Here is a 23933-nt window from a genome sequence, read left to right as displayed (position 1 = left end):
ACTCGCAATTCTAGGGAGGGCAACGCGCTGCAGCCGCCTTTTCGGGCAATTGAGAAGCGTGGCCCGCTGTGAAAGGTTTACCCCATGACGAACCCGCTCCTGACCTCGAGTCCCCTGCCTTATGGGCTGCCTCCGTTCGCGCTCCTCTCCGCCGGGCACTACGGTGAGGCCGTCAAGGCCGGGTTGGCGGAGCACCTGCGCGAGATCAAGGCCATCACAGCCTCTGAAGAGGCCGCGACCTTCGAAAATACCGCACTGGCCATGGAGCGCTCGGGACAACTGCTGAACCGGTCGGCGGCTGCCTTCTTCACGCTGGTTTCCGCCGACGCCTCGCCGCAGATCAGGGAGCTCGAAACGGAACTGTCGCCGCTCCTGTCAGCCCACCAGGACGAGATATATCTCAATCGGGCCTTGTTCGACAGGTTTTCCGCGATCGACACCGACCGCCTCGATGCCGAATCAGGCCGGCTGGTGGAGGAATACCTCAAGGAGTTCCGCCAGTCCGGCATCCAGCTGGACGACGCCGGCCAGGAACGCCTCAAGGCGATCAACGCCGAACTGTCCACCCTCGGAACCGAATTCGGCCAGCGCGTCAAGGAGGGCATGAAGTCCGCGTCGCTGCTCCTGGACGATGCCGCCGAGCTCGCGGGGCTGCCCGCGGACGACGTCGCCAGCGCCGCCGAGGCCGCCCGCACCGCTGGGCACGAGGGGAAGTGCCTGCTGACCCTGATCCAATCCAGCAACCAGCCGGCCCTGGGAGCGCTGCAGAACCGCGAAGTCCGGCGTCGCCTGTTCGAAGCCTCGATCGGCCGCGGCAGCGCCGGGGGCAGCCTCGATGTGCTGGACCTCGTCAAGGAGATGGTCCGGCTCCGCGCCGAAAAGGCCACCCTGCTCGGCTTCGCCAACTTCGCCGAACTCAGCGTGGACCAGCAGACCGCCCCCGACTTCGAAGCCGTCCAGGCCATGATGAACCGGCTGGCACCGGCGGCGGTCCGGAACGCCGACGCCCAGGCGGACGCCTTGGCGGAAGCCGCCGCCCACCCCCTGGAGCCCTGGGACTGGGCCTACTATGCCGCCAAGGTGAGGCGGGAGAAGTACGACGTCGACGAACAGGCACTGCGCCCGTATTTCGAACTGGACCGGGCCATAACGGACGGCGTCTTCTTTGCAGCCACAGCGTTGTACGGGATCACGTTCCATGAGCGGACCGACCTTCAGGGCTATCACCCCGACGTGCGGATCTGGGAGGTCCGCAGTGAAGACGGTACCGGCCTGGGGCTCTTCCTCGGGGACTACTACGCCCGCGACACCAAGCGCGGCGGGGCATGGATGAACTCGCTCGTTGAACAGTCCGCGCTGCTGGGCACCAGGCCCGTGGTGATCAACACCCTCAATATTTCCAAGCCGGCACCCGGTGAACCCACGCTGTTGACCCTGGATGAGCTGCGGACCCTGTTCCACGAGTTCGGCCACGCAATGCACGGCCTGTTCTCGGCGGTCACCTATCCGCGCTTCGCCGGGACGTCGGTGCCACGGGATTTTGTCGAGTACCCCTCCCAGGTCAACGAAATGTGGATCATGTGGCCGGAGGTGCTGTCCAACTACGCCCGCCATTACGTCACTGGTGAGCCGTTGCCCCAGTCCATCGTGGAACGGCTGGAGGAGTCGCGGCTGTGGGGTGAAGGTTTCGCCACGACTGAGTACCTGGGAGCGGCGCTTCTCGACCTCGCCTGGCATGTGCTGGAGCCGGGAGACATCCCCGACGACGCACTGGCCTTTGAGGCGAAGGCCCTTGCAGCGGCCGGCATCGCCCACCGCTTGATCCCGCCGCGGTACCGGACCGGGTACTTCCAGCACATCTTCGCGGGGGCGGGATACGCGGCAGGCTATTACTCCTACATCTGGAGCGAGGTGCTGGACGCCGAAACCGTCGACTGGTTCACCGAGAACGGCGGGCTGACCAGGGCTAACGGCGAACGTTTCCGCAGCGAGTTGCTGTCCAGGGGCAACAGTCGCGATCCGCTGGAATCGTTCCGGATCTTCAGGGGCCGCGACGCCCGGCTAGACCCGCTGCTCAAGCGCCGCGGCCTGGAGTAACCGCACCACAACGCAAACGACGGCGGCCTGTCGCCCAGAGGAGTGACAGGCCGCCGTCGTCGTTCCATCGGCAGAGCAAGGCGCAGGTCGGCGTTACCCGGCAGCGCGCGTAAAAGGGCCCCCGCGCCCCGCCCAGCCGCGAAAGCTGCCAAGGGAGCGCGGGGAATAGCGCGCAGAGGGTGACGCCGACCGACGCCCCCAGGCGCCGAAAGGGTAAGAGTTACCAGCCGCGCTCGGCCAGGCGGTGCGGCTGGGGGATCTCGTCGACGTTGATGCCCACCATGGCCTCGCCCAGGCCGCGGGAAGCCTTGGCGATGACGTCGGGGTCATCGAAGAAGGTGGTGGCCTTCACGACGGCGGCCGCGCGCTGGGCGGGGTTGCCGGACTTGAAGATGCCGGAGCCAACGAAAACGCCGTCGGCGCCGAGCTGCATCATCATGGCGGCATCGGCGGGGGTGGCGATGCCACCGGCGGTGAAAAGGACCACGGGGAGCTTGCCTGCGGCGGCGACTTCCTTGACAAGCTCGTACGGGGCCTGCAGCTCCTTGGCCGCGACGTAGAGCTCGTCCTCGGGCAGCGCGGCCAGTTTGGCGATCTCGGAACGGATCTTGCGCATGTGTCCGGTGGCGTTGGAGACGTCGCCGGTGCCGGCCTCGCCCTTGGAGCGGATCATGGCCGCGCCCTCGTTGATGCGGCGCAGGGCCTCACCGAGGTTGGTGGCGCCACAGACGAAGGGAACCTTGAAGTTCCACTTGTCGATGTGGTTGACGTAGTCGGCCGGGGTGAGGACCTCGGACTCGTCGATGTAGTCGACGCCGAGGGACTGCAGGATCTGGGCCTCGACGAAGTGGCCGATGCGGGCCTTGGCCATGACCGGGATGGACACGGCGTCAATGATCTGGTCGATCATGTCCGGATCGGACATGCGGGACACGCCGCCCTGGGCACGGATATCGGCCGGAACACGCTCCAGCGCCATGACTGCCACGGCACCGGCGTCTTCGGCGATGCGGGCCTGCTCGACGTTGACGACGTCCATGATGACGCCGCCCTTGAGCATCTCGGCCATGCCGCGCTTCACGCGGCTGCTGCCCGTGACGCTGTTCGCGGAGGAACCGGCCTCGTTGCTTACATCAGGTGTAGACACAAAAACCCCTATGGGTAGACAGATGATCTTCGCCGGGCATGCGGCGGCAGCTGCCGGAGGTGCACGCACGGATTGCCGGGTCGCTTGACCGGGCACTTATATACTAGTCCCCCGCCGCACGGCAGGCTTAATCATGTCTAATCTGCGGGCGTGGGCTCTGCCAACGCCTGCCGGCGCACGGAAGTGATGCGCTGGACCACCGTCACAAGGCTTGCCGCCGCCAGGAGGACCAGTGTTGCCAGGAGCACCATCGTCGGGAGGCCCAGCCCCGTAAGGCCGGTGACCACCAGGACGGATACCAGGCGTTCGGCCCGCTCGGCGATCCCCACATTGGCGGTGAACCCCAGCGACTCGGCCTTGGCGCGGGCGTACGAGACAACCATGCCCAGGACGAGGCAAACCAAAGCCGCCGTCGCGATGATGGCATTGTTGCCACCGGTGTAGAACCAGACGGCCACCCCGGCGAACAGTGCGCCATCGGCGACGCGGTCGAGGGTGGAGTCAAGGAAGTTGCCCCAGCGGCTCTTCACGTTCTGCATCCGGGCCATGATGCCGTCCAGGACGTCGGAGAAGATGAATGCCGTGATAAAGACCGTTCCCCAGAAGAGTTGGCCCAGCGGGTAGAACACCAAAGCCCCGACAGCCACGCCAAGGGTTCCTGCGATGGTAACCGCGTCAGGGGAAACGCCCATCCGAAGCAGCCAGCGGGCCAGCGGGGTGAACAGTGCGGTGAAGAATCCGCGGGCGTGCCTATTCAGCATCCGATTCCCCGGGCCAGGCGTCAGCCACTTGTTGCCGGACCTCGTCGAGGGTCTGGGTGATGGCTTTGGTCTGGGCAATGATCGGGAAGAAGTTGCCGTCGCCGCCCCAGCGCGGAACGATGTGCTGGTGCAGGTGGGCGGAAATGCCTGCCCCGCCCACAACGCCCTGGTTCATGCCGAGGTTGAAGCCGCCTGGATTGGAAACCTTGCGCAGGACCCGCATGGCCGTCTGGGTGAGCTCGGCGAACTCGGCCGTTTCCTCAAGGGTCAGGTCCGTGTAGTCCGGGATGTGCCGGTAGGGGCATACCAGCAGGTGGCCGGGGTTGTAGGGAAACAGGTTCAGCACCACGTAGCAGGTCCTGCCGCGGTAGACGATGAGCGCCTCTTCGTCGGTGCGGCCGGGGCCAAGGCAGAACGGGCAGTCGTTTTCATTCTTGAACTGGTGCTGGCCGCCCTTGATGTAGGCCATGCGGTGCGGAGTCCACAGGCGCTGGAAGGCGTCCGGGACACCGGCGAGGTCGAAGTCGTCGGTAACGCCGGCATCACCTGGATACCCTGCGCCTGTGTTCTCCTGCACTGTCCTGGTTCCGTTCGGCTAGCTGGTCCGGTTACGGACGGCTTCGGTAATCCGCTTGACCGCCTCGGCCACAGGCACGCCGTTGTCCTGGCTGCCGTCCCGGAAGCGGAAGGACACGGCTCCGGCCTCCGCGTCGTCGCCTCCGGCGATGAGCACGAACGGGATCTTGTCCTTGCTGGCCGTGCGGATCTTCTTGGGGAACCGGTCCGAGGAAGTATCCACCTCGGCGCGGATGCCCGCCGCCTTGAGCTCGTCGACGACGTCGAACATGTACTCGTTGAAGGCCTCCGCCACGGGAATGCCCACCACCTGGACAGGGGCCAGCCAGGCGGGGAACGCGCCGGCGTAGTGTTCGGTCAGGACGCCCATGAACCGCTCCACGGATCCGAACAGCGCACGGTGGATCATCACGGGGCGCTGGCGGGTACCGTCAGCGGCCTGGAATTCAAGTTCGAACCGTTCGGGCAGGTTGAAGTCCAGCTGGATGGTGGACATCTGCCAGGTCCGGCCCAGTGCGTCCTTGGCCTGCACGGAGATCTTGGGTCCGTAGAAGGCCGCTCCGCCCGGGTCCGGCACCAGTTCCAGCCCGGACTCCTGCGCCACCTCGGCGAGGGTCCTGGTGGCTTCCTCCCAGGTGGCGTCGTCGCCCACGTACTTCTCCGGGTCCTTGGTGGACAGCTCCAGGTAGAAGTCGTTCAGCCCGTAGTCCTTGAGCAGGTCCAGGACGAAGGTCAGGGTCTTGGTGAGCTCGTCCTTCATCTGCTCGCGGGTGCAATAGATGTGGGCGTCGTCCTGTGTCATGCCGCGGACGCGGGTCAGGCCATGCACCACACCGGATTTCTCGTACCGGTAGACCGAACCGAATTCGAACAGCCGAAGCGGCAGTTCGCGGTAGGACCGGCCGCGGGAGCGGAAGATGAGGTTGTGCATGGGGCAGTTCATCGGCTTCAGGTAGTAATCCTGGCCGGGCTTGCGCACGGTGCCGTCCTCGTTGAGTTCGGCGTCCACGTGCATGGCGGGGAACATGCCGTCCTTATACCAGTCCAGGTGTCCCGAGACCTCGTACAGGTGGCCTTTGGTGATGTGCGGGGTGTAGACGAACTCGTAGCCGGCCTCGACGTGTCGCTGCCGCGAGTAGTCCTCCATCTCCTTGCGGATGATGCCGCCCTTGGGGTGGAAGACCGGCAGGCCGGAGCCAAGCTCGTCCGGGAAGGAGAACAGGTCGAGTTCGGAGCCGAGCTTGCGGTGGTCGCGGCGTTCGGCCTCGGCGATGCGCTCCTGGTATGCCTTCAGCGCGTCCTTGGTGGGCCACGCGGTGCCGTAGATGCGCTGCAGCTGCTGGTTCTTCTGGTTGCCCAGCCAGTAAGCGGACGAGGACCGGGTCAGGGCGAATGCGTTGGAGATGAGCTTGGTGTTGGGCAAGTGCGGGCCACGGCAGAGGTCGCACCAGACGGTGGCGCCTTCCTTGCGCTCCACGTTGTCATAGATGGTGATGTCGCCGGCACCGACCTCGACGTTGACGCCCTCACCAGCCTCGGCGGCATCGTTCTTCTTGCCGAGAAGTTCGAGCTTGTAGGGCTCGTCCTTCATGGCCTCCCGGGCTTCGTCTTCGCTGACCACGCGGCGGACGAACTTCTGGTTCTGGTTGATGATCTTCTGCATCATCTTTTCGAGGGTCTTGAGGTCCTCGGGGGTGAAGGGCTCGGCAACGTCGAAGTCGAAGTAGAAACCATCGGTGATGTAGGGACCGATGCCAAGCTTGGCGTCGGGACGCAACTGCTGCACCGCCTGGGCCATCACGTGGGCGGTGGAGTGGCGCAGGACGTTCAGGCCGTCGGGTGAATCGATGGTGACGCCCACCACCTCGGCGCCCCCCGGAAGTTCCTGGTCCAGGTCCTTCAGTTCGCCGTTGACGCGGGCTACAACAACATCACGGCGCTCAAAGAAGAGTTCCGCACCGGTTGTCCCGGTAGTCACCACGGTCTCTTCGCCATCGACGAGAAGGGTGATCTGCTGGGCATCTGACACGGGTGTCTCCTATTCAAAGTTCAGGCTTCATAGCTTGTGGCATACGGGGACCACAGCCAGCCACCGTCAATGCTATCGGTTTCGTGAGGGGCCGACCAACGCGGCACACGGTGCCGGTGGGAGGATTCAGCCGCTGAAACCGGTAATGGCCAGCGCCCTGCTGATGCCATCCAGGGGATGCGGGCCATCAGAGTCCGGAGGCGGTGTTGATTCCGGGAACGGCAAAGTCCCGGTCCGGGCCAGGTCCCAGGCCATGCTCGCGCTTAGGCTGATGCCCCGTGGGCCGGTCCTCCTGGTGGTACCCCGGATCAGCAGCAAACGGGTACCAAAAAGGAGGGGCCCTGCGCTCTCCTGGGCCTCATGGAAGAATACCGAGTCCACGCAGCCGGTGCCGTCGTCGATGCTGATGAACACCACCCGCCTGCCGCCGCGCATGGGAGGGGTCTGGGTTGCCACCCGCACACCGGCTACCAGGACCTCGGTGCCGTTGCGCAGGCTGAGGAGGGAGTCGGCTGTGGTGACGCCGAGCCTGTCCAGCAACGGCCGGTGGCTTTCCATCAGGTGGCCGCTGACATCGACGGCCATGAGATCGAGTTCGGCCCTGACGTTTTCCACCAGGGTTGGTGCCGGCAGTCCGGGTTTGATGTTCCGCAGTTCAACATCGCCCAGCGGCAGTGACAGCTGGCCTTCCAGGACTTCCACGCCCTTCCGCGCCCCTTTGCCGGTTTGGAGTTGTTGGAGGTGATGTACAAGGTCTGCCCGGTTGGCGTGGCCTCCCGCTTCACGGTGCAGCGAATCGAAGGCGCCTAATTGCGCGAGGCGCCTGATGCTGGGCTTGCTGAGCCGCGAGCGCGCCCTGAGATCCGCCAGTGAGTCGTAGGGCTGCCCGGCCACAATCCGCTTCAATTCTGTCGCTGAGAGGCCGTAGATTCCGTTCAAGCTCAGCCGGATGCCCAATTTTCCCTGGTCCTTGCCTTCCTCCACCCGTTCCACCCGGTACTGGGCCTGGCTGCGATTGATGTCCAGCGGCAGGATGGGGATGCCGAGCCGCCGGGCTTCGGCAACCAACAGACGCTTGGGATACATTCCGGGATCGTGCTCCCAGAGTCCGGCCAGGAACGCTTCGGGATGGTGGGTCTTGAGCCAGGCCGACTGGTAGGTGGGTACGGCAAAGGCGGCACCGTGGGCCTTGCAGAAACCAAAGCTGCCGAATGCCTTGAGGGTTCCCCAGACCTTGTCCACCACTTCTGGAGCGTAATTGCGTACACGGGCTTCGCGGCGGAAGAATTCCTCCACCGCCGCCTCCAGGGCTTCGTTGCCGAGGGCGCGCCGGAATTCGTCCGCGCGGGCCAGCCCGCACCCGGTCATGACGTCGAAGGTCTTGAGGATCTGCTCATGGAAGACCGTCACTCCATGGGTTTCCTGGAGAACGGGTTTGAGGTCCGGGTGCGGATACACCTCAGGAGCGAAACCATGGCGGTGTTCCAGGAAGGGACGCACCATGTCCGATTTCATGGGTCCCGGCCGGAACAGGGAGATGTCGATAATGAGGTCGTTGAACTCCCGGGGCGCCAGCTTTCCAATCAGTTCCCGCTGGCCAGGGGATTCGATCTGGAAACACCCCAGGGTATGGGTGCTGCGGATCAGCTCATAGGTTGGTTCGTCATCGAGTGGGACGGCGTTGAGGTCGATCAGGCCGTCAGCGGTGATGTAGTCAGGTCCGCTGCCATCCGGACCTGCGGGGTGTCGGCCCTCAGCAACCACCTCGGCCTTGGACGGATGCAGGCGGATCACTTCCCGGACAGCGAAGGCCATGGCGCTCTGCATCCTGACACCGAGGACATCGAGCTTGAGCATTCCCATGGGGTCCATGTCGTGTTTATCAAACTGGCTCATGGGCAGGCCCAGGCCGCTTGGCTGGACCGGGGTGCGGTCCAGGAGCGTGGCGTCTCCCAGGATTACACCGCAGGGATGCATCGAGATGTGCCGGGGCAGCCGGTCAAGCCTCTCGGTCAGGTCCACCAGCAGGTCAAGTTGCTGGTTTCCGTCAGCGTCCCGATGCTGCACCCGGCCGGCGAACTCCTTGAGCTCGGGTTTTTCCTGCAGCGCTTCCCGGAATTTCCTGGCCGAGAACCGCCACAACTGCTTGGCGATCTCCCCCACCTCGTCGTCGTCCATCCCCAGCGCCATCCCGGCGTCGCGCACTGCCCCGCGGGCCCGGTACCCGTTTTGCATGCTCATCAGGGTGACGCGCTCGGAGCCGAAGCGTTCGAAGATTTGGCGGTAGACGTTATGTCGTTCAGCGCTTTCGACGTCGATATCGATATCCGGCAGCGTGGCCCGGTCGTTGGAGAGGAACCGTTCGAAGATGAGATCGTGCTGCAGGGGATTTACGTGGCTGACCTCGATCAGGTAATTGACCAGGCTGGACGCCCCGGACCCACGGGCTGCCGCCCTGACTCCCATGTCCTGGATCATCCGGGATACCTCTGCCACTGTCAGGAAGTAGGACGAGAAGCCCAGGTTCCGGATGATCCCCAGCTCATGCTCCAGCCGTGCCAGCATCGTTTTTTCGTCGTGTCCGCCGATCCCCGGGAACCGCCTGCCAATTCCCGCATGGCACCGCTGGATGAGTTCCACATGCGGATCCCGGGTGATGCCAATGACTGATGCCTCCGGCACCACGGGCTGCTTCCACCCCATGTCCGTGGTGGGGTCCATCCGGCAGAGGTCGGCGAGCGCCTCGGTTTGTGCCATCAGTTGCTTTAGGTCGGCGGTCCCATACCCTGCTGCGGAAATGATTTCCTTGCCCAGGCCGAGCATCTGTTCCGCGGTTTTCAGCCACCCCTGGCCGGTGGGCTGGAGCAGCGGTTCCCCCGCCAGTTCGGGCAGCGACTTCAGGGTCCGGGCAGAGTCCAGGACATCCGCGGTGGGCGCCCCGTCCGCAGCGCAATACCGCACCGCGTTGCTGAGGATGGCGGGAACGTGGTGTTCCTCGGCAAGCCGGAGCATGCGGACAGCATGGGCCGTGCTGAAGGGAAAGCCGGGGGCGCTGAGCTGGGAGACGATTTCTGCAACGACGGTTCCCGCGGGCATGGCATCCAGCCATTGTTTGAAAAGGGTTCGGGGGCGGAGGTAACGCCGTCCTCCCATGGCCCTGCCGACGTCGGAATCCGGTCCAATCAGGACGGCCAGCACCGGCTTGAGTGTTGCAGGGTCGAGGGTACGGGAGGCCAATTCGGCACGGGTGACAGCCACCGGCACTGTTCCCCCGGCCTTCCCGGAAGTCCGGGCGTGGGCGTCGGAAACCAGCCGGCACAGGGCACGGTACCCCGCACCATTGTTGTGCCCGCGGGCCAGCACCACCACACGACCGGCTACCTGAGTGCGGTGGTCCCCGTCGTCGTCGAAGACCGCAAGGTCCACCCCCACGATGGGGTCGATGCCCGCAGCCAGGCAGGCCTTAAGGTGCTTGATGGTGCCGTACAGGCCGTCCCTGTCGGTGCAGGCCAAGGCAGTGGCACCGTCGCTTGCGGCAGCCTGCGCAAGTTCCTCCGGCCAGGAGACGCCGTAATGGGCGCTGAATGCTGTGGAAACGTGTAAGTGGGTGAAGCTCATGCTGTTCTGGGGCGCAGGGCGTCATGGATCCTCAACAGCCGCCACCGGCCGCTGCCAACATGCCGGGTGAGGTCGAGGGTCAGGGGTTCAGAAGCATTGTTCGCGGCAGCGGGAAGCACCTGGATGCGCCAGATTTCGTGGTCCACCACGCCTGGGCCGCTGCCCAGGGGTGCCCTGGCGTCTTCAGCCCACCACTGCCGGCGTTCATACCACCGGACGGGTTCGGCGCAGACGAGGTAGTTCCTGCCTGCCCACGTTAACGATTCTGGTTGCCCGGAGGGGGAACATGCCACGTCAATGGACTCGCTGAACATGCCCATGCGCGCCTCCCGGACGGTACTTCCCAATTGCCAGATTCGAATATGTGTTCGAATAAATAAAGTCTACGCCGGGCAAGCGGCAAAACATAGGCGGGGGTGGACGGAGCGTGCGTCAGGGAGCAGGATGATGGCATGAGTACCGATGACGCACTCCTGAAGCAGGCAAGCATCAAGACCCAGGACTCCACCCTGGTGGCCACGTTCAATATCGATGGCGCCATTCCGGGTTCCGGCGCCTACGTGGTGGGCTTGATGGGCGCCACACCGGACTATTCCACGCAGCGGCGGCTGTGCATTGAATTCATGAACGGGGAGGCCATTGCCTGCTACGCGTTCAACCGGGACCAGGGAATCGAGGAAGACTACGACCTGTCCGGCGTATCCCACTCGGAAAGCACCATCACCGGAAGCTTTCCCGCCACTGCCTTGAACGGGCTCGGGAAAGGACACGTCCTGTCAGCCTTCAGCGAGGCCGACGGACGGGAGTTCCAGCATGGGGTTCCGGTGGAGGAATCCCTGTAGGGGTTCCTTAGCTGTTTTCCTTATGGATCTTCAGTTCGAGCTCAATAAACGCGGAGATCATGGCCCGGTAGGTTGACTCGACGATGTCCGGGTCAATGTCCTTTTTCTCTGCCGCGGCCCGGACGTGCTCGATGATCCGTTCCACCCGGCCGGGGGCCCGTACCTCGGCGTCGTCGCCTTTCAGCGTTCCGGCGATCCGGATCAGCCGTTCGCGGCGGGCGATGAGGGTGACAATCTGTTCATCCACCTCATCGACGGCAACCCGGACAGCTGCAAGCTGCTCCTTGTCGGCCTGGGCATCCCGATCGTTTCCTTGAATTGTCGCCATCATCTGACAGTATCGAAGCATGGAGCCCAGAGTCGACTTTATCTCCCTCGGTGTCCGCAGCGTTGACCGGTCGCGGGCCTTCTATGTCGACGGCCTCGGCTGGCCGGTCCACCGCGAAGTTGCCGGAGAGGTGCTGTTCATCCAGGTGAACCACGGACTGGTGCTCTCCCTATGGGACGCCCGGCAGATGCAGGCGGAAGCAGGGGTCAGCCCGCCGGACGGGGTTCCCTGCATCACCCTCAGCCATAATCTCGGCAGCGCCATGGACGTGGACCGGGTCATGGAAGAGGCCGCGGGGGCGGGCGCCGTTATCATCGCCGAACCCGTCACGCAGCCCTGGGGCGGCTATACGGGGTACTTCGCGGACCCTGACGGCTTCCGCTGGGAAGTCGCCTACAACCCCACCTGGACCGTGGACGACGCCGGCACGGTCACCGTGTGATGGCCGTCCGCACCCTCGGCGGGGCTGCTAGAACAGGGCCTCCACGGGGCGGATCAGGTCCGGTCCGTTGTTGCGGACGTTACCCACGTCTTTGCCCACGGACTCCACGTGCCAGTCGGCGGCAGCTTCTTTGACCCCGGCCCGCACCAGGTCCACAAGGGCGGCAGCGTCGTCAGCCTGAGGGTCCAGCCACGCCTGCGTGGTGGTTTTGTCCATGGGCAGTGGCACGCGGTCGTGCAGCTCCGTCAGCTTTCCGAAGATGGTGGATTCAGTCCCGGGCGGTGGAGTATCCGCAGTGAGGATGGAGGTGGACAACAGCCAACGCCCCGGTTCACCTTCCGGAACGGACGGATCCTTCCACCACTCATACAGGCCGGCGAATACCAGCTCGTGCCCCTCGCCGGGGTGCACATAATAGGGCTGCTTGGACTTGCCGGGCCCTTGCTTCCATTCGTAATAGCCGTCGGCGGGAACGGCACAACGCCGCGACTTCACTGCCTTCCTGAACGCGGGCTTCTCCAGCACCGATTCGCTGCGGGCGTTGATCATGCGCGACCCGATCCCGGGATCCTTGGCCCAGGACGGGACCAGGCCCCAGCGGGCCACATGCAACTGCCGCACCTGCCGGGCCCCCGCAGCGTCCTCCACCAGCCGCTCCAGCACGATGGGAACGGCGTCCGTAGGGGCTACATTCCACGACGGCGGGATGCTCACCTCGTCCTCCAGCTCGGCGTCGAACTCCGCCAGGAGGTCCCCCACGGCGCGTGCAATTACGTAGCGTCCACACATGGGACCAGCATGCCACCGGCGCCACATACTGTCATCCAGGCGCCCCGCGGCCCCGGAAAGCCCGGGAATACCGACGGCCACGCTACCGTTGACCGTAAGGAAACCTTTCAAGCGACGTTTAGGAGATCCGCGTGGACTTCACTCCCGAATCCGGCACCATCACCATGTTTTCCACCACCTGGTGCGGCTATTGCAACCGGCTGAAGAAGCAGCTGGATGCAAAGGGCATCGGCTACACGGAAATCAACATCGAAGAGGTCGACGGCACTGCCGAACTCGTGGAGAAGCTGAACGGCGGCAACCGCACCGTTCCCACCGTCCTGTTCCCGGACGGTTCCGCAGCCACCAACCCGTCGGCCGCCGAGGTCCAGAGCAGGCTCGCTGCCTGAACGGCTGGAGACACCCGGCTTCGCGCCGAAGAACTGATGCGGGTCACGCCCCCAGGCTGCTGAAGGAAGCAGTTTCCAGGGTGGCGTGGCCCGCATACGTTTCCAGGAGGGCATGCTCCACGGCCGCCACATCCAGCCCTGGCACCAGATCGTCGGCGGCACCGGCCGTGGACGGGTCCCAGGCCAAGCCGAGGGCGGCATAGCAGTCCGTGAGCACCTTCCGGATCGGGGCGGAATCCTCCACCACAATCACCGAGCTGAAGAGCCAGCCACCGGAAACCACCCGTTGCGCGGTGCCCACCAGCTTCACCCGGCGGGAGCTGTCCGACGCATCGGTTCCGTGCACACTGAACTCGCCGGGGCAGTATTCGCCGGGGATCTCCCCCACCCCAGCCTGGACCCCGATGCTCCGCAGGGCCTCTGCGAAGAGTTCACCAAAGTAGCCGAACCGGGCCTTGGACCCTGCCACCGCGTCTGCGTCCGGTTCGATGTGGTCCACCACCAGGGTGCCTTGGTGGTAGGCGGCGGCCCTTCCCCCGGCCCTGCGGACCAAGGGTTCAAATCCGTTGGCCAGGCAGGCCCGGGCGGCCGCATCAAAGCCGGGCAACCGGGTGTCCCGCTGCCCGAAGGCGACAGTGGGAGCGGGCCGGTACAGGCGCAGGGTGGGACCGAGGCTGCCTGCCCTGGCCCTGCCCAGCAGCTCCAGGCCGAATTCGAGGTCCCGTCCCGCGCCGAGGGATACGTCCTGCCGCACCACGGTCAGCGGGCGGGCATCGGTACCGGTGTGGTGCATTGTTGCTGAACTCCCTGGGGTCGGTGGCGGCCGGCGGACAGGCCTCCCTTAGGTTACGCCCGACGACGGCACACGCCTTAACGGCCCCGGCGCCCTGCCCAGAGGGCGTGCAGCAGGGGAAACGAAGAGACGGTCATCAGGACGTTGCCAAAGACAAGGTCGTCAGCGCGGACGATGGCGCCTGCCACCAGCAGTGCACCGAAGACCAAGGCCGAACCGGAGCGCCGCGCCGCCCTCTCCAGCCGGGCAGCCTGCCGCTCCAGCCGCGGGACTGCGACCTCGAGCGATCCCGCCTCGAGCCTGCCGGCCAGGGCATCCAGCCTGCCCGGCAGGCGGAACGCGGTCGCGGCGGCATCGAGGGCCTGCCGGGCCACGTCCTGGACCACGTTGCCGCGTTCGGTCCGCAGCAGCTGCGCCGCGTAGGGTTCCACGGAGTCCCAGAGGTTGAAGCGCTCATCCAGGGCGCTGCACACCCCTGAGGTCAGGGACATGGCGCGGATGATCAACAGGAAGTTCTCCGGCAGCTGGAACGGCAGCGAGCGGACCACGTCTCCGAACTCCACCGCGAAGTCGCGGAACTCGCGGGGGTCCACCTCGCGGAGTTCGGCAAAGCCCATGCCGCCGAACCGGGCAAAAAGCTGGCTCATGGCCCGCTCCAGTCCCGCGCCGTCCGCCGACGGCATCAGGACGCCGACGTCGTTGATCGCCGCCACGAGTCCCTTGCCATCGCGGGCGGCCGCGGCGATCAGCAGCTTCCGCAGGCCGCTGCGCGTGGAGGCCGTGACCTCGCCCATCATGCCGAAGTCGATAAATGTCAGCTTCCAGCCGCGTTCCCCCGCGCCCGCGGGGGCCGGCGTGACGAAGATGTTGCCAGGATGCGGGTCTGCGTGGAAGAACCCGTTAGTGAAGAGCTGGTCGAACATGATGGACGCGAAGACGGGGGCCACCGAGGCCGGATCGATGCCGGCGGCCCGGAGCGCTCCCGCATCGGTGATCTTGATGGCCGTGACGTCCTCAAGGGTGAGCACGCGGCGGGTGGTCCGTTCCCAGACGACATCCGGCACTGCCACCCTGGCGTCGCCGGCAAAGTCTGCGGCGAAGCGTTCAGCGTTGACGGCCTCGTGCAGGTAGTCGATCTCCTGCAGGCTGATCTGGGCGAATTCCTCCACCAGTGCCGGCATGTCCGCGCGGCGGGAGACGAGCCGCACATGGCTGAGCCAGCCGGCCACTTTCCGCAGTGCGGCAAGGTCGACGTCGACGATCGCACCGATGCCCGGACGCTGTACTTTCACGACGACGGCTTCCAGACCCGTATCTTCGGCGTCCAGGGGATTCAGGCGGGCGCGGTGGGCCTGGCCCAGGGAGGCGGCAGCAATCGCGGATTCGTCCACGGCGGCGAAGACCCGGCCCACGGGAGCACCTAGTTCCTGTGCTGCCAGGGCGGCGATCCGCGGGAAGGCCACCGGCGGCACCTCGTCCTGAAGCCCTTCGAGTTCTTTGGTGATTTCCGGCGGGAGGACGTCGAGCCGGGAGGACAGGAACTGTCCCACCTTGATCATCAGGCCGCCGAGGTCGATGGCCAGGTCGTGGAACCTGCGTGCGAAGTTCTGCATCCGGCGGGACCGCGTCCGCGCGGAGATCCGGCCCAGCCCCACCCTGGGCAGGAGCAGTTCGAACCACCACGTGGTGGCAAGATGCCAGGCGGCGAAGCGGAGGATCCGCCGGTACCGGCCGCGGTGTTCCCGTACGGCCGACGCCGGGTCGTCCCGGTCCCGGACGGTCAGCGCCACCCGGGTCAGTCCTGCGCGAGGATGGCGTACAGCCGCCGGCGGGCCTCGTCGAGCACCGCCACCGCCTGCTGTACCTGGTCTGGTGAACCTGTCCGGCCCACCTGCGCTGCGGCCTGGGCCAGTTCGATCCCGGCCTTCGGAAGGGAGGCGCCGCCGGTTCCGTAGGTGGGGGCAGCGGGATCCCATGGCGCGGACCCGTGCTGGTCCGCCGCCTCTTCGCGGCCGGCATCGGTCAGTGAGTAGATCTTCCGGTCGTTGGATTCCTCGGCCCTGATGGACCCTTCGTCCGCCAGCAGCTGCAAGGTGGGGTAGACCGACCCTGCGCTCGGCTTCCAGCTGCCGCCGCTGCGCTCCTCAATCTCGCGGATGACCTGGTAACCGTGCATTGGCCGCTCAGCGAGCAGAGCAAGAATCGCCGCCCGGACCTCGCCCTTTCCGGCCCGGGTTCCGGCCCGTTTCTCGAATCGGGAGCGAAGCTCCTCGACCGCCTGCCACATTCCGTCCAGGTTGTTCCCGCCGAACCCGCCTGCAGGGTTTGAACCACGCATGATGAACTCCTTCGTCAATCGCGAACGATACACAACGATACTCAGCGATACATTCAGGCACCATAGCCGCCCGGCCGGTTTTCCGGGACAGGAAGGGCTGAGGCGACGTCAGGTCCTGCGCAGGGTGAGGATCTGCTCCGCCCGGCCAAAAGGTCCCTGCCGGTCGTGCAGCACCGTGGACGTGAGGCCAATCCCGTCAGAGCCGAAGGAAACGGCGTTGTCCAGCCCCAGCCACTCCCCTGCCGGCCGGCGGTACATGTGGATCTGCAGGTCCAGGTTGGGGAACGCATAGCTGTCTTGGCCCGGCGGGACCCTGGCGGCGATGCCGTTGGCGGTGTCCACCATGCCCATCAGCCGCGCCAGGTCGCCGCTGTCGGCCCGGTCGGTCAGCGGGTGCTCGGTGCGGAGCCACACCTTCCCGGCCCCGGGGCGGTGCCCCTCAGCCACCCGCATCTCTAGGGAACGGATGTAGCCTCCCGGCCAGACCGCCGAACCATCGTACGGCTTGCATTCGTCCGGGCCGGGTATGGCCGTGTCTTCGACCTCTGCTACCGGGCTGGTATCGCTGGTCAGCATGCGCCACGCCGTGGCACGGATGGCGGTACGGCCGCCGGCCACCAGTTCGGCCTGCACCAGTTCAATGGTCCTGCCTGGCCGCAGGGTGGTGGTGTCGATCCGGAAGCCGCCCCCGGGGATCAGTCCCAGGATCTCGTAACTGATCCTGGCCATCCGCATGTCGTCGCGCGGCTGGTGCCGTTCCAGGAGGTCTGCCATCAGGCCCGAGGCCGGGGCCATGTGCTGCTCGTGGGCGTTCCAGGCGCCCTGGGCGTGGATGGTTGAACGGAACCGGCCACCGCCCAGTTCCTGGTAATAGAAGTTGCCCTCGGCGAGTTCAGGCAGGTCTGCAGTCAAAGCTGGCCCCTTACGCAAAATTCAGTGAATTGCCACTAACCCTATCGCCAGTCGGTGCGCCGCGACGCGGAAGGCAACGAAATGTTGGCGGGTACAACAGCCAAGCGGACTACACTCAGGAACTGGTCCTGTCAGCAACCCTCAAAAGAGGTGTTTCATGCGCGTCATCAGCTACAACCTTCGCAAGCATGCCGCAAGCGGCGAACTTCTCGCCCTGGCACGGAATCACGACGTCGATGCGCTGTGCCTGCAGGAGGTGGATGCCAGCGACCTCCCGGAGACCCTGGGCCCCCTCCATCTGGCGGACGCCACCAAGGGCAACAGGCTGGGCCTGGCCATCTACTACCGGACCAGCAGGTTCACGGCGCTGGATACGCAGTCCTTCGCATTGAAGAAATCCATGCACGACAGGGTCCTTGCCCCGGCCCATGAGCGGCTGATCGGCACCCGGGTCATGGACAACGAGACCGAACACGAACTGGTGATCGGCTCGTTCCACGCAGCGCCCCTGACGGCGTCGAACTCATTGCGGCGAAAGCAGATCCACGCGGCCCACGCCGAGCTGCTGAGCATGGGCAAGGGCCTCATGACGCTGATGGTGGGCGACTTCAACTATCCGTTCTTCACCAAGAACCTGGATATGCACATGAAGAACTCCGGATATGCCCTCTCCCTGAGCAACCGGCGCACCTACACCCGGTACAAGGTTTTCAAGGGCCATTTCGACTTCGCCACCTCCCTGGGCCTGGATATCGCCAGCGTGGAAACCCTTCCGCGCGGCAATTCGGACCACCTGCCCATCCTGGTCACTGCCGAGTACGGCGAGGGCTACTAGGAACCGGCAGCACGGCCGCCGATTACCAGGATTCGCCGGCCTCCAGTTGTGCCAGCAGGTCCGGCCAGGCGGCCGCGAAACCGGGGTGGAGTTCCATGCCGTGGACTTCAGCCACCGGAACCCACAGCAGGGCAATGCTCTCCGGATCGCTGATTACCGGCTCAAAGGATTCCCGGACACGGACCGCCACAGTGGTGTAGGACCAGTAACCGTGGTCCAGCACGGAGGTAAAAAGGACTTCGACATTGTCAGGCGGAACGGAAGCTTCCTCGTAGGCCTCCCGGAGGGCGCCGTCAACCGGCTCTTCGCCCTGGTGCAGGGCTCCGCCGGGCAGGCCCCAGGTTCCGCCGTTGTGGCTCCATACCGCGCGGTGCTGCAGGAGGACTCCCCTGGCGGGATCCCAGGCCAGGACCCCGGCCGCTCCGAACCTGCCCCAGAACCGGCCGCGGTCGCCTTCCACCCAGGCGTCGCCCGGATCGCGGGGGCCGGTCCGCGGCGGCGGAGTGGAAGACAGGCTGGAGGGCGGGAAATGATCCATTGGCCCAGTTTGTCAGGTGAAGGGGCGGGACGTCAGGTGCCCTGCCCATGGTCGACGGCGAAATCACCGCCGGGATACATGACCGTTTCGTGGCCGTCGTCGAACCGGACCAAGTAGGGCGGCCCGCCGCCCGGGCCGCGCACCTCCAGGATCACCCCGTGCCGGTCGGTGGACCCCACATTCCTGCCGCGCACCACGATCCGGTCGCCTTGGGCTGCCTCCATGGCAATCACCTCCACGGCCCAAGGGTACGACTCGCGGCCGCGCCGGAACAGGGCCGCACGGCAGGATTTCCGATATGCCATTGAATCCCGGCGGCTGGGTGGAGGCAGCCCTGCTGGACGAAGCGATATTCGACGCCGGCGGCCTTGCCGGGGCCAGGCTGGTGGACGTCCTGCGTTCAGCCGCTTGGCACGTGGGCCGGAATTGCCTAGGCTGGAACAATAAGCAAGCTTAGTTTTTGTTGGCAGACCATTCCGCAATTGCCGGTTGCTTCATATCCCGGGCTGCCGAGAGCCCGCGTCCCGCCCGAACAGGAGGACCCCATGACTGACCAGTACACCTTCCGCAATCCCGTGACCGCCTACGAAAAAATCTCCCCGCCCAAGCAGCACCAGCCCGAACCGGGCCTCGACGCCGACCTGGAGCCCAAAGCGGACCTGGGTGAGGAAACCTACCGCGGCACCGGCCGGCTGGAAGGCCGCCGGGCCATCGTTACCGGCGCGGACTCGGGGATTGGCGCCGCGACGGCCATCGCCTTTGCCAGGGAGGGCGCCGACGTCGTCCTTTCCTACCTGCCGGAGGAAGAGGAAGACGCCGCGCGCATCGCCGGGATTATTGAGGCCGCGGGCCGGAAGGCGGTCAAGGTGCCGGGCGACCTCAAGGACTCCGCTGCGTGCCGCGAACTGGTGGATACTGCCGTGGCAGTCCTGGGCGGGGTGGACCTCCTGGTCAACAACGCCGGAAAGCAGGTTGCCCAGGAAGATCTGCAGGACATTTCGGACGAGCAGTTCGACCACACGCTCAAGACCAACGTGTACGCCATGTTCTGGGTCACGAAGGCTGCCGTGCCGCACATGCCGGCAGGCTCCACGATCATCAACACCACGTCCATCCAGGCCTACAACCCGTCGCCAACCCTGGTGGACTACGCCACCACCAAGGCCAGCATCAACAACTTCACCAAGGGCCTGGCGCAACAGCTTGCGCCGAAGGGTATCCGCGTGAACGCAGTGGCGCCCGGGCCCATCTGGACTCCGCTGCAGGTCAGCAGCGGCCAGCCCAAGGAGGCGTTGCCCGAGTTCGGCCGCTCCACTCCCCTGGGCCGCGCCGGCCAGCCCGCTGAACTGGCCCCCGCCTACGTCTTCCTGGCCTCATCGGAGTCCAGTTACGTGGTGGGCGAGACGCTGAACGTCAACGGCGGCAGCCCCACGCCCTAGCATCCCGGCCGGACCCGCCCGGTTTGGGTGCCGTGCTAGTCCGCGGCGTCCTGGCCGGCCAGCAGTTCATCGGTGGCGGGGTCGGGCTCGCCGTCGAAATATTGGGCCAGGACCGTCTTGAACACTGTTTCCCCGGGCGCGGCCCGGAGAAACAGCGTCATGGACGAGCGGAGCTTTTGCGCATCGATTCCGCCAAGGATGTCCGCCGCCGAACGGCCGGCATGGGTAGTCAAAGCCAGGGCGCACTCAAGAAGGCGCGGGCCCAGGACGGGGTGGTCCAGGTAGGCGCGGGCCTCCGCCAGGGACGAGATGGCGTAGGTGCGTGATGTGGCGCTCTGCCCCAGCCCGGCAACCTGGGGAAAAATGAACCACATCCAATGGCCGGTCTTGTTGCCGAGTTGCAGTTCGCCCAGCGCGTGCCCGTAGGTGCCCCCACTGTCTTGGGCGGCGACGAATCGTTCCAGGTCAACCGGCTCACTCATGGGGTCTCCTCTGTGGGTTGCGGGTCACTGCGTCAACTCTTGTTCCAGGAGGCCTGCTGCCGCTTGGAGCCGGGGTTCCGGGTCTTCGCGCCACCGCGCCAGGACGGCGGCGGCCCGCTGGCGGTCGCGGTCGCCCAGGCCGGCCAGCAGGGGCACGAGGACGTCGGAGACCAGCGGCGCGGCCAGGTCGGCCGCCTGGGCCGAGCGCAGGAAGCCCTCCAACCGGGTCAGGTCCGAATGCCGCAGCAGCTGCACCTTTGTTTGCAGGAGGACGACGGCGGCGAGGCGGCGTTCGAAGACCGGCCAGGAGCCGGGTTTCGGCTGGCCCCACAGGGCGGAGGCCAGCATGACCGTGGTGTCGTGGCCCATGTCCTTGAACTTCCGGAGGGCGTCCCGGACGGTGCCGCGGACTGCGCCGATCGAAGACCCGTAGGAGGCCATGGCTCCGCCCAGCCGGTAGCCCACCTCGTCGGCCCGGTACCAGGCTCCCTCGTTCCGGAGGGTCCGGTCGATGAATTCAGCAGCAGCCGCGACGTCGGACACCTCGGTCACCGCCCCCGTCCCGCAGACGCATGAAGGATACAGAAGGGGGTCCAGGGCCGCGCCTCGAGCCTGCCGTCCGCGATGGGCTCGCCGCAGACCACGCAGGTTCCATAGGTGCCGTTGGCCAGCCGGGCCAGGGCTGCCTCCACCTGGTCCAAGCCGGCTGAACTCTGCCTCAACAATGCCGACGCCTGCGACAGTTCGAAGGCGATCGTGGCGCCCTCGGGATCGTGTTCGTCATCGACGTTGGAGTCCTGCCGGGCCGAGTTGGCCGCGTCGATATCGGCCCGCAGCGCCGGCAACAGTGCCAGCCGCCGGGCCCGTTCCTCTTCGAGCAGCACCCTGAACCGTTCGAAATCTGGCATGCCGAAAGCCTAGCGCGTCAGTCAGTACCAGTTCAGGGCGACAGAATGGCTCCAGGCGCCGCAGGGGGACCCGTAGCGGTCGCGGATGTAGCCAAGCCCCCAGTCGATTTGCGTCCGGTAGCTGGTCAGCCAGTCGCTTCCGGCGCTGGCGTACTTGCCCGGCGGCAGGGCCTGGGCTATGCCATAGGCCCCGGAGGAGGCGTTCGTGGCGGTGGTCAGCCAGCCGGATTCCTTGGTCCACAGCTGGGACAGGCATTGGAACTGGTCGGGGCCCCAGCCGAAGGCGCCCAGGCGTCCGGAGGCATAGGCCTTGGCGCCGGCCGGATCGTTGACGGCACCGCCGGGGACGGAAGGAACGACGACGGGCGGCGGGCTGGGCACGGCAGGCTGCGGCGGATTTCCGGGGATCGGGTCGGCCGGCGGGGCCGGGTTCGCTGCGTTGCCGGCCGGAGCGGCGGGCGCGGGTTTGGGCTGCCGCGCTGCGGCTGCGGCGGCCTGCGCCGCGGCTTCGGCCTGCTGGCGGGCCTGCTCCGCCGCAGCGGCCCGCTTGGCCTCCTGGGCCGCTTCATAGGCGGCCAGCGCCGCCTGGCCCTGGCGGTACTCTCCCTCGAGTGCCGCCGTCGTTCCCTTCAGCGAGGCCAGCTGGGCGGTCAACTCGGTGCTGTGCTGCTGTTCGTCACTGACCTGCCGGGCGAGTGCGTCCTGGGCGGAGCGGGCTGCATCCAGTTTGGCTTTTGCTTCCCGGGACAAGCGTTCGCGCTCATCGCGGGCCGCTTTTTCCTGTTCTGCCAGTGACGCGGCAACTTTTCCGGCGGCAGCAGCTTTGTCCACCAAGGCCGCAGTCTTGTCGCCCACCAGCTGGACGAGGTTGAGCCCCTGGACGCTGTTCTTCTCCAGGGCATCAAGGGCAACGAAGAACCCGGCATTGGTCCCGCCCGTCTTGTACGACTGGACGGCAAGGGCGCCGATTTCCTTGCGATGCCGGGCCAGTTCGTCGTTGGCGCGGGCGGCCTGGGCGGACAATGCGTCCAGCCTCGTCGATGCCGATTGCAGCTCGGCATCTGCTGCGGCGTAGTCAGCCGCTGCCCGGACCGCAGTATCACCGGCGGCTTCCGATTGGGTCTGGAGGCCGCTCAGCAGCCCGTTGATGGTGGTGATCTCCGCCGCTTTCGCCGCCTCGGAAGACTGCGCCTGCTGCACATCAGCCCAGGACGGATATCCGCCGGGCGGTGGAGGCTCGTCCGCAGAAGCAGGCAAAACCGTAGCCGCTGCCACTGCGATGGCGAGCAATCCCGCCAACAGCGGGGACTTGGGCGTAGTCACGAACAGGGGCATAGTCCCGAAGCATACCTGCGACACACCGGTGCGGAAAGGCGGCCGTGCCCGCTTTGTGACCGAATGGGGCTGCCCCGGTCCGACCGCAGTCCGGCGCGGACGGAACGGACACATCCAATCGTTGGTTGAATACGAGAGGGAAAGCTCGTATGTTACCGAAACGTGACAATTGGAGTGTCGGCGGGTTATGGTCTTCTGGTGTCCCTCCCCAAACGGGACATTCCCATCAGTTTGCCGAGCCCTGCCGCTGATACCGGGATTCAATCGCATTCATGCTGGCAGGGACGGGGGAACCAAGTTTCCACGGCCTCTGAGGTCTTGGGGTTAAGTCGGACAGCTCCTCCGCCCACCGCGGAGAGGTGTCCGGCCGGGTATCTCCAACCCGAACCCGACAGCTCACCCCGCAGGCATGGGAGAGGCGATCTACCGTGTCAAAAAATCTCACCACTGCCCGCCACCGCGCGACCCCGGCCCGCTCCATTGCGCTCGAGGGGCTGGCCGTGACGGCCAAGTCACAGGCCCGTTCGTTTGGCCGTCCGGCCCTCGCTGTTGCCGCCGCGTCCGGCATTGCCTTCGGCGTTGGCGCCCCGGCCCACGCGGGCGTGACTGGCGCGGACACCACTGAGCAGGCCAGCGTCCAGGCCGCCGCAGCTCCTGCAACTGCTCCGGCAGCCGCGGCAGCAACCGTCCACACGGTCGTTTCCGGGGACACCCTCGGCGCGATTTCGGCCGCGTACGGAGTCAGCCTCAATGACGTCCTGGCCGCAAACGGCCTGGGATTGTCGTCCATCATCTACCCCGGCGACCAGATCCAGATCCCCGGCGCAGGCTACGTGGCAGCACCTGCCCCGGCGCCGGCAGCGGCCCCCGTCCAGGCGGCAGCCGCCACCGCACCGGCGAACACCGGCATGAACATGTCCTACGCATCCGCCACACCGGTGGCTTCCACCACCGGGACCGGCACCGGCGCTGCCATCCTGGCCTCGGCCTACAGCCAGATCGGCGTGAGCCAGGACTGCACCGCCATGGTCGAAAAGGCCCTCCGCTCCGTCGGCAAGAGCGTCGGCGATCTGGCTCCGACGCAGTTCTTCCAGTACGGCAGCGTGGTCGGGAGCCCGGCACCTGGCGACCTGATCATCACTTCGGGCCACGTAGGCGTTTACGCCGGCAACGGCCAGGTCGTGAGTGGCGGCGTCAACGGCTACACCACGCAGGTGCACTCCATCAGCTGGCTCAGCGGCTACTCCGTGGTCCGCGTGGCCTAGCCTTCGCGCAGCAAAGCCTGCTTCCGACAGGAGGGTGGCAACCGGGTCTCCGGTTGCCACCCTCCTGTCG

General features: G+C 66.1%; 26 protein-coding genes and 1 riboswitch. Of the genes, 8 read left to right on the top strand and 18 right to left on the bottom strand.

The window, feature by feature from the left end; translation table 11 throughout:
• Positions 1–84 precede the first annotated feature (84 nt).
• Positions 85–2097 (top strand): M3 family metallopeptidase, encoded by a 2013-nt coding sequence (locus tag ACFVVC_RS00820; RefSeq protein WP_387447971.1) that lies wholly within the window; start codon positions 85–87, stop codon positions 2095–2097.
• Positions 2098–2317: 220 nt separating this feature from the next.
• Here ACFVVC_RS00820 and pdxS read toward each other — a convergent pair whose 3' ends face one another.
• The 6 genes from pdxS to ACFVVC_RS00790 form a co-directional block, all read right to left on the bottom strand.
• Positions 2318–3244 carry a pyridoxal 5'-phosphate synthase lyase subunit PdxS gene (pdxS, locus tag ACFVVC_RS00815; protein ID WP_387447969.1) on the bottom strand — a complete coding sequence of 309 codons (927 nt, stop codon included), beginning with the start codon at positions 3242–3244 and terminating at the stop codon, positions 2318–2320.
• Between the two features lie 137 nt (positions 3245–3381).
• A complete protein-coding gene (gene pgsA, locus ACFVVC_RS00810) occupies positions 3382–4005 on the bottom strand; it encodes a phosphatidylinositol phosphate synthase (RefSeq protein WP_387447967.1) in 624 nt (207 codons plus the stop codon).
• Complete coding sequence (locus ACFVVC_RS00805; RefSeq protein WP_387447965.1) at positions 3995–4582, bottom strand: HIT family protein; 588 nt, start codon at positions 4580–4582, stop codon at positions 3995–3997. The genes pgsA and ACFVVC_RS00805 overlap by 11 nt, the downstream gene beginning before the upstream one ends.
• A gap of 18 nt (positions 4583–4600) precedes the next feature.
• The gene (thrS, locus tag ACFVVC_RS00800) at positions 4601–6610 is read right to left on the bottom strand and encodes a threonine--tRNA ligase (protein WP_387447963.1); all 2010 of its coding nucleotides are present in this window, start codon (positions 6608–6610) and stop codon (positions 4601–4603) included.
• 126 nt (positions 6611–6736) lie between these two features.
• Complete coding sequence (locus ACFVVC_RS00795; RefSeq protein WP_387447961.1) at positions 6737–10228, bottom strand: DNA polymerase III subunit alpha; 3492 nt, start codon at positions 10226–10228, stop codon at positions 6737–6739.
• A complete protein-coding gene (locus tag ACFVVC_RS00790; RefSeq protein ID WP_387447959.1) occupies positions 10225–10548 on the bottom strand; it encodes a DUF6504 family protein in 324 nt (107 codons plus the stop codon). Before ACFVVC_RS00790 ends, ACFVVC_RS00795 begins: the two co-directional genes overlap by 4 nt.
• Before the next feature lie 132 nt (positions 10549–10680).
• On the opposite strand from ACFVVC_RS00790, the gene ACFVVC_RS00785 reads away from it, so the two are divergent.
• Positions 10681–11070, top strand: coding sequence for a hypothetical protein (locus ACFVVC_RS00785; protein WP_308930833.1), 390 nt, complete (start codon positions 10681–10683; stop codon positions 11068–11070).
• Between the two features lie 7 nt (positions 11071–11077).
• Here ACFVVC_RS00785 and ACFVVC_RS00780 read toward each other — a convergent pair whose 3' ends face one another.
• Positions 11078–11401 (bottom strand): chorismate mutase, encoded by a 324-nt coding sequence (locus ACFVVC_RS00780; protein ID WP_387447957.1) that lies wholly within the window; start codon positions 11399–11401, stop codon positions 11078–11080.
• A gap of 16 nt (positions 11402–11417) precedes the next feature.
• Here ACFVVC_RS00780 and ACFVVC_RS00775 point away from each other — a divergent pair, with 16 nt between their 5' ends.
• Positions 11418–11840, top strand: a complete 423-nt coding sequence (locus tag ACFVVC_RS00775; RefSeq protein ID WP_387447955.1) for a VOC family protein — start codon at positions 11418–11420, stop codon at positions 11838–11840.
• Positions 11841–11867: 27 nt separating this feature from the next.
• Here the strand turns inward: ACFVVC_RS00775 and ACFVVC_RS00770 are convergent, their stop codons facing one another.
• A complete protein-coding gene (locus ACFVVC_RS00770) occupies positions 11868–12629 on the bottom strand; it encodes an SOS response-associated peptidase (protein ID WP_387447954.1) in 762 nt (253 codons plus the stop codon).
• 131 nt (positions 12630–12760) lie between these two features.
• Between ACFVVC_RS00770 and ACFVVC_RS00765 the strand changes: the two genes are divergently transcribed.
• A complete protein-coding gene (locus tag ACFVVC_RS00765) occupies positions 12761–13018 on the top strand; it encodes a mycoredoxin (RefSeq protein WP_018761469.1) in 258 nt (85 codons plus the stop codon).
• A gap of 43 nt (positions 13019–13061) precedes the next feature.
• Here the strand turns inward: ACFVVC_RS00765 and ACFVVC_RS00760 are convergent, their stop codons facing one another.
• The 4 genes from ACFVVC_RS00760 to ACFVVC_RS00745 form a co-directional block, all read right to left on the bottom strand.
• Positions 13062–13811, bottom strand: coding sequence for a biotin/lipoate A/B protein ligase family protein (locus ACFVVC_RS00760; RefSeq protein WP_387447952.1), 750 nt, complete (start codon positions 13809–13811; stop codon positions 13062–13064).
• Positions 13812–13888: 77 nt separating this feature from the next.
• Positions 13889–15601, bottom strand: a complete 1713-nt coding sequence (locus ACFVVC_RS00755) for an ABC1 kinase family protein (protein WP_387447950.1) — start codon at positions 15599–15601, stop codon at positions 13889–13891.
• A 5-nt stretch (positions 15602–15606) separates the two neighbouring features.
• Entirely contained in the window at positions 15607–16149 is a 543-nt protein-coding gene (locus tag ACFVVC_RS00750) for a PadR family transcriptional regulator (RefSeq protein WP_387447948.1), read from the bottom strand.
• Between the two features lie 108 nt (positions 16150–16257).
• Complete coding sequence (locus ACFVVC_RS00745) at positions 16258–17061, bottom strand: thioesterase family protein (protein ID WP_387447947.1); 804 nt, start codon at positions 17059–17061, stop codon at positions 16258–16260.
• A gap of 157 nt (positions 17062–17218) precedes the next feature.
• Here ACFVVC_RS00745 and ACFVVC_RS00740 point away from each other — a divergent pair, with 157 nt between their 5' ends.
• Positions 17219–17896 (top strand): endonuclease/exonuclease/phosphatase family protein, encoded by a 678-nt coding sequence (locus ACFVVC_RS00740; protein WP_387447946.1) that lies wholly within the window; start codon positions 17219–17221, stop codon positions 17894–17896.
• 22 nt (positions 17897–17918) lie between these two features.
• On the opposite strand, the gene ACFVVC_RS00735 is transcribed toward ACFVVC_RS00740, so the two are convergent.
• Positions 17919–18434, bottom strand: coding sequence for an NUDIX domain-containing protein (locus ACFVVC_RS00735; RefSeq protein ID WP_387447944.1), 516 nt, complete (start codon positions 18432–18434; stop codon positions 17919–17921).
• Between the two features lie 32 nt (positions 18435–18466).
• On the bottom strand, positions 18467–18658 hold the full coding sequence (locus ACFVVC_RS00730; RefSeq protein WP_387448861.1) for a DUF1918 domain-containing protein: 192 nt from the start codon (positions 18656–18658) through the stop codon (positions 18467–18469).
• A gap of 74 nt (positions 18659–18732) precedes the next feature.
• On the opposite strand from ACFVVC_RS00730, the gene ACFVVC_RS00725 reads away from it, so the two are divergent.
• The gene (locus ACFVVC_RS00725; RefSeq protein WP_387447943.1) at positions 18733–18891 is read left to right on the top strand and encodes a hypothetical protein; all 159 of its coding nucleotides are present in this window, start codon (positions 18733–18735) and stop codon (positions 18889–18891) included.
• 88 nt (positions 18892–18979) lie between these two features.
• Positions 18980–19873, top strand: coding sequence for a glucose 1-dehydrogenase (locus ACFVVC_RS00720; RefSeq protein ID WP_387447942.1), 894 nt, complete (start codon positions 18980–18982; stop codon positions 19871–19873).
• Between the two features lie 35 nt (positions 19874–19908).
• On the opposite strand, the gene ACFVVC_RS00715 is transcribed toward ACFVVC_RS00720, so the two are convergent.
• From ACFVVC_RS00715 to ACFVVC_RS00700, 4 genes are read right to left on the bottom strand one after another with little or no spacing between them, the layout of a single operon-like run.
• A complete protein-coding gene (locus ACFVVC_RS00715) occupies positions 19909–20355 on the bottom strand; it encodes a DUF1810 domain-containing protein (protein WP_387447941.1) in 447 nt (148 codons plus the stop codon).
• 24 nt (positions 20356–20379) lie between these two features.
• A complete protein-coding gene (locus ACFVVC_RS00710; RefSeq protein WP_387447939.1) occupies positions 20380–20907 on the bottom strand; it encodes a DNA alkylation repair protein in 528 nt (175 codons plus the stop codon).
• A complete protein-coding gene (locus tag ACFVVC_RS00705) occupies positions 20904–21263 on the bottom strand; it encodes a TraR/DksA family transcriptional regulator (protein ID WP_387447937.1) in 360 nt (119 codons plus the stop codon). Before ACFVVC_RS00705 ends, ACFVVC_RS00710 begins: the two co-directional genes overlap by 4 nt.
• Positions 21264–21284: 21 nt before the next feature.
• A complete protein-coding gene (locus tag ACFVVC_RS00700; protein ID WP_387447935.1) occupies positions 21285–22586 on the bottom strand; it encodes a coiled-coil domain-containing protein in 1302 nt (433 codons plus the stop codon).
• A 247-nt stretch (positions 22587–22833) separates the two neighbouring features.
• A riboswitch (cyclic di-AMP (ydaO/yuaA leader) is annotated at positions 22834–23023 on the top strand.
• A gap of 3 nt (positions 23024–23026) precedes the next feature.
• On the opposite strand from ACFVVC_RS00700, the gene ACFVVC_RS00695 reads away from it, so the two are divergent.
• Positions 23027–23863 (top strand): LysM peptidoglycan-binding domain-containing protein, encoded by an 837-nt coding sequence (locus ACFVVC_RS00695; RefSeq protein WP_387447934.1) that lies wholly within the window; start codon positions 23027–23029, stop codon positions 23861–23863.
• Positions 23864–23933 lie beyond the last annotated feature (70 nt).

Origin of the sequence: Pseudarthrobacter sp. NPDC058196, from assembly GCF_042882685.1 — a bacterium.
In the GTDB taxonomy this organism is placed as follows: Bacteria; Actinomycetota; Actinomycetes; order Actinomycetales; family Micrococcaceae; genus Arthrobacter.
The sequence above is the reverse complement of the archived record's forward strand: the minus strand, read 5'-3'. Positions and strand labels throughout refer to the sequence as shown.